Here is a 4,651-nt window from a genome sequence, read left to right on the forward strand (position 1 = left end):
ACCAGCGTACGGCCCACAGAATGATGTCACGCTGAAAATGCCGGCCTTTGAATGGGTTCATGTGCAGCTCCATCAGCAAAAGGGGATGATAAGTTTATCACCACCGACTATTTGCAACAGTGCCGTTTTACACTGCGTACCGGGCGCAAGGGGCTGATCACCTTGTTGGAGGAATGGCAGGCAGTGGGTGTGAATCACGCCGCTTTGGGTATTCAGTTTGCGCAGCGACCGGCGGCGGAAATTATCCAGGAGCTGGCTGAGTATGTACTGCCGCATTTTGCCTCTCATCAGGAGCAGCCTGCTCTTGCAACAGCATGGTAGCAACAGGGGAATACAAGTATGAATAGCAGTGCAGAACAGCTAGTAGTCGATGGCATTCAGATCCGGGATCTGCAGCCACAGGACCGGGCCGCCTGGGAGTCTCTGTACAGACAGTACGCCGAGTTTTACAAAGAGCCCATGAATGAAGAGATCCTGGCTCGTACCTGGTCCTGGCTGCTGGATGCGCAGCATCCTTTGCAGGGCAAGGTGGTAGCTACGGCGAATGGTGTGCTGCTGGGTTTGGCGCATTACCGTCCTTTCCCGGAGCCCTTGCTGGGCAAGGAGGCTGGTTTTCTGGATGACTTGTTGGTGTTGCCGGAACAGCGAGGCGGCGGGCTGGGCCGCCGTTTGATTGAGGCAGTCGCCCAGGCAGGTAAGGAGCAAGGCTGGCCGTTCCTGCGCTGGATTACGGCGCAGGACAATGCGCAGGCGCGAAGGCTATACGATGGTCTGGCTCAGGCAACAGCGTGGGTGACGTATGACTTGAGTTTGGGGACGGCTTGCTGACTTAATGTCCGTAATCCCAGTCCCAAGAACACATAAGGACTGGGATTACGGACATGGGTACGCTTGATTGCATTGTTGTCCGTCGTTGCTCGCTCCTGAAATTACTCATGAGCAGTGACGACGGGTGATCCAAATGGAGGGAAGGCGTACCGAAAGCCTTCCCTTTTTTATCTACAAACCTCGCGTTTGGTCCTTGCCTCCAGCAACATCAAAGCAAGCAAAACCATGCTGCTCATTCCCAGCCCAAAGACCACCAGCGGCCACGCAGTGTCCCCATCCAGCAAGGTCACTGCCAAGGTGCCGATCACGCTAACGATCAGGCTTTCCACGCAAAAGTAGATCGCCACGGCGGAACCGGCCACGTCGTTGAACTGGGCCAAGGCGCCATTGGCGGTGACGGATACGGTCATCACAATGCCAATGGCGGCCAGCCACATGGGCAGGATAAAGCTGGCAAAGGTGGGCTCCAGCAAGCGCTGTCCTGCTGCCAGCAACAGGGCGGCAAGAGCAATCAGCCCCATGCCGCGTTTCAGGCTTCCGGCGGTGCCCCAACGAGCCACAAAGGTTTTGGACAGGCGGGTGGTGGCAATCATCACCAGGGCAACGCTGGCAAAGGCCAGGCTGAAGCTCATTTCTGAATAAGCTGCTTGTCTGATCAGGACTCGTGGCGCGGTCGAGAAGTAGACAAAAAATGTCCCCATTCCGGTGGAGAAGCCCAGGGTATAGACCCAGAACGCCGGGCTTTTGAAGACGGCCAGTGCGGACTGTTGTGAATGTATTGGCTTGGCAGGCCGGGTTTCCTGCCAACGCAACAGCGCATGGATCCAGGCCAGCAGCCCCATTCCGGCCAAGCTCAGGAAGATGGCCTGCCACCCGCCCGCACGGGCAATCAGAGCACCTGCAATAGGCCCCAAGGCGGGTACGAATGCCAGGATGGAGCTGAACAGGCTATAGATCACTACCCCTTCGGGGCGGTCTGCATACACATCGCGCACTGTGGCAAACAAGGCCACGAGGGTGGCCGAGGCCCCCAGGGCTTGCAGCACCCGAAAACCGACAAAAGCCCAGGCGGAACTGGACAAGGCAGCGGCGGTTGAAGCCAGCACGAACAGGGCGGCGCCTGTCAGCAAAACAGGTCGTCGGCCTATGCGATCCGACAGGGGGCCAAAGAGCAGTTGCCCTGCACCTAATAGCAGCATGTACAGGCTAAGGGTCAGCTGGATGACGGCTGGAGTCGTGCCCAGAAGCTCCGGCATGGCCGGGACGACGGGCAGGTAAATATCCATCCCCAGGGAAGCGAGGATGTCGAAGGGCGCCATCAGCAGCAGGGTGGCTGGTAGCGTATAAGCCCAGGAAGAGCGTGAGGAAGACATAACAAAATTACCACTCGAAAAAGAGATCGGGCGGCGTCTGTTTGTTATCAATCAGCGGGATTGGAAGTACAGAACGCCGCAACAAGACCAGAGCTTGTTGCGGCTTACTCAGTTGCTGACTCAGTGCTCGTCATGCAGACGGCTCCTCACATAAATAACTTGAAGGTGTGTCGCGGGGGAAACGTTATGGCTGTGTTTGGTCCAGTCCAAAGGGATGGGGCGCGATATCTGACCATTATAGGGGGAGGCTGGCACTGTTGCAAAGTTAGCGATGAGGCAGCCTTTTGTCTTATTCAAAGGCCTTACGTTTCAAAAACTCTGCTTACCAGGCGCATTTCGCCCAGGGGATCACCATAATAAAATGCTGAGGCCTGGCCTTTGCGTAGTGCACGCATCACCTCAATACCTTTGATGGTGGCGTAAGCCGTCTTCATGGATTTAAATCCCAGCGTGGCGCCGATTATCCGTTTCAGTTTGCCATGATCGCATTCAATCACGTTGTTCCGGTACTTAATCTGTCGGTGTTCAACGTCAGACGGGCACCGGCCTTCGCGTTTGAGCAGAGCAAGCGCGCGACCATAGGCGGGCGCTTTATCCGTGTTGATGAATCGCGGGATCTGCCACTTCTTCACGTTGTTGAGGATTTTACCCAGAAACCGGTATGCAGCTTTGCTGTTACGACGGGAGGAGAGATAAAAATCGACAGTGCGGCCCCGGCTGTCGACGGCCCGGTACAGATACGCCCAGCGGCCATTGACCTTCACGTAGGTTTCATCCATGTGCCACGGGCAAAGATCGGAAGGGTTACGCCAGTACCAGCGCAGCCGTTTTTCCATTTCAGGCGCATAACGCTGAACCCAGCGGTAAATCGTGGAGTGATCGACATTCACTCCGCGTTCAGCCAGCATCTCCTGCAGCTCACGGTAACTGATGCCGTATTTGCAGTACCAGCGTACGGCCCACAGAATGATGTCACGCTGAAAATGCCGGCCTTTGAATGGGTTCATGTGCAGCTCCATCAGCAAAAGGGGATGATAAGTTTATCACCACCGACTATTTGCAACAGTGCCGATAAAAATATATCATCATGAACAATAAAACTGTCTGCTTACATAAACAGTAATACAAGGGGTGTTATGAGCCATATTCAACGGGAAACGTCTTGCTCGAGGCCGCGATTAAATTCCAACCTGGATGCTGATTTATATGGGTATAGATGGGCTCGCGATAATGTCGGGCAATCAGGTGCGACAATCTATCGATTGTATGGGAAGCCCAATGCGCCAGAGTTGTTTCTGAAACATGGCAAAGGTAGCGTTGCCAATGATGTTACAGATGAGATGGTCAGACTAAACTGGCTGACGGCATTTATGCCTCTTCCGACCATCAAGCATTTTATCCGTACTCCTGATGATGCATGGTTACTCACCACTGCGATCCCCGGGAAAACAGCATTCCAGGTATTAGAAGAATATCCTGATTCAGGTGAAAATATTGTTGATGCGCTGGCAGTGTTCCTGCGCCGGTTGCATTCGATTCCTGTTTGTAATTGTCCTTTTAACAGCGATCGCGTATTTCGTCTCGCTCAGGCGCAATCACGAATGAATAACGGTTTGGTTGATGCTAGTGATTTTGATGACGAGCGTAATGGCTGGCCTGTTGAACAAGTCTGGAAAGAAATGCATAAGCTTTTGCCATTCTCACCGGATTCAGTCGTCACTCATGGTGATTTCTCACTTGATAACCTTATTTTTGACGAGGGGAAATTAATAGGTTGTATTGATGTTGGACGAGTCGGAATCGCAGACCGATACCAGGATCTTGCCATCCTATGGAACTGCCTCGGTGAGTTTTCTCCTTCATTACAGAAACGGCTTTTTCAAAAATATGGTATTGATAATCCTGATATGAATAAATTGCAGTTTCATTTGATGCTCGATGAGTTTTTCTGATAGTTAGTCTTTGTAGAGACACAAACCTGAAATTCCGGACACCGCGCTTCAGGACATCTCCCTGGACGCCGATATCTGGCAGTATCCGGACGGTACTATCGAACGCCGGGCCAACGGTACTACCCTGCCCTTTATGACTGACGACCGGCTATCTCACCCACGCACTTCTCCCTGAAATTTAGCATCGTCGCGGTTAATGTCGAAAATTTGCCACCTGACGTGGTTGGCATCGAGGGTGAAAACTGCCGTGGCGAGGGTGTTCTCCTCATCCGGATCGTCGGCAGCCAGCCGGTATTCACCGGCATCAATTTTCAGATTGATATCGTGCAGCACCTGGGTGGTGCCGAAATGTTTAGCGACCGCGCTAAATTCGGCACTGTTGCAAAGTTAGCGATGAGGCAGCCTTTTGTCTTATTCAAAGGCCTTACGTTTCAAAAACTCTGCTTACCAGGCGCATTTCGCCCAGGGGATCACCATAATAAAATGCTGAGGCCTGGC

At 53.2% G+C, this 4,651-nt stretch carries 5 protein-coding genes and 1 pseudogene; 3 read left to right on the forward strand and 3 right to left on the reverse strand.

All coding sequences use genetic code 11. The features are described from left to right. Nucleotides 1-126: 126 nt before the first annotated feature. A pseudogene (locus HBO10_RS30920) lies at nucleotides 127-321 on the forward strand (LLM class flavin-dependent oxidoreductase); the annotation flags it as partial. An 18-nt stretch (nucleotides 322-339) separates the two neighbouring features. Further along, on the forward strand, nucleotides 340-828 hold the full coding sequence (locus HBO10_RS30925) for a GNAT family N-acetyltransferase (protein WP_169904213.1): 489 nt from the start codon (nucleotides 340-342) through the stop codon (nucleotides 826-828). Nucleotides 829-995: 167 nt separating this feature from the next. Here HBO10_RS30925 and cml read toward each other — a convergent pair whose 3' ends face one another. Continuing rightward, the gene (cml, locus tag HBO10_RS30930) at nucleotides 996-2,201 is read right to left on the reverse strand and encodes a CmlA/FloR family chloramphenicol efflux MFS transporter (protein WP_169904212.1); all 1,206 of its coding nucleotides are present in this window, start codon (nucleotides 2,199-2,201) and stop codon (nucleotides 996-998) included. A gap of 302 nt (nucleotides 2,202-2,503) precedes the next feature. Beyond that, a complete protein-coding gene (locus HBO10_RS30935) occupies nucleotides 2,504-3,208 on the reverse strand; it encodes an IS6-like element IS26 family transposase (protein ID WP_001067856.1) in 705 nt (234 codons plus the stop codon). 129 nt (nucleotides 3,209-3,337) lie between these two features. Here HBO10_RS30935 and HBO10_RS30940 point away from each other — a divergent pair, with 129 nt between their 5' ends. Then, nucleotides 3,338-4,153, forward strand: a complete 816-nt coding sequence (locus HBO10_RS30940; RefSeq protein WP_000018326.1) for an aminoglycoside O-phosphotransferase APH(3')-Ia — start codon at nucleotides 3,338-3,340, stop codon at nucleotides 4,151-4,153. A gap of 153 nt (nucleotides 4,154-4,306) precedes the next feature. Here HBO10_RS30940 and HBO10_RS30945 read toward each other — a convergent pair whose 3' ends face one another. Then, a complete protein-coding gene (locus HBO10_RS30945) occupies nucleotides 4,307-4,486 on the reverse strand; it encodes a hypothetical protein (protein ID WP_000902128.1) in 180 nt (59 codons plus the stop codon). Between the last annotated feature and the right edge of the window lie 165 nt (nucleotides 4,487-4,651).

It is taken from the genome of Pseudomonas sp. WS 5503 (genome assembly GCF_012985385.1).
Classification (GTDB): Bacteria; Pseudomonadota; Gammaproteobacteria; order Pseudomonadales; family Pseudomonadaceae; genus Aquipseudomonas; species Aquipseudomonas paracarnis.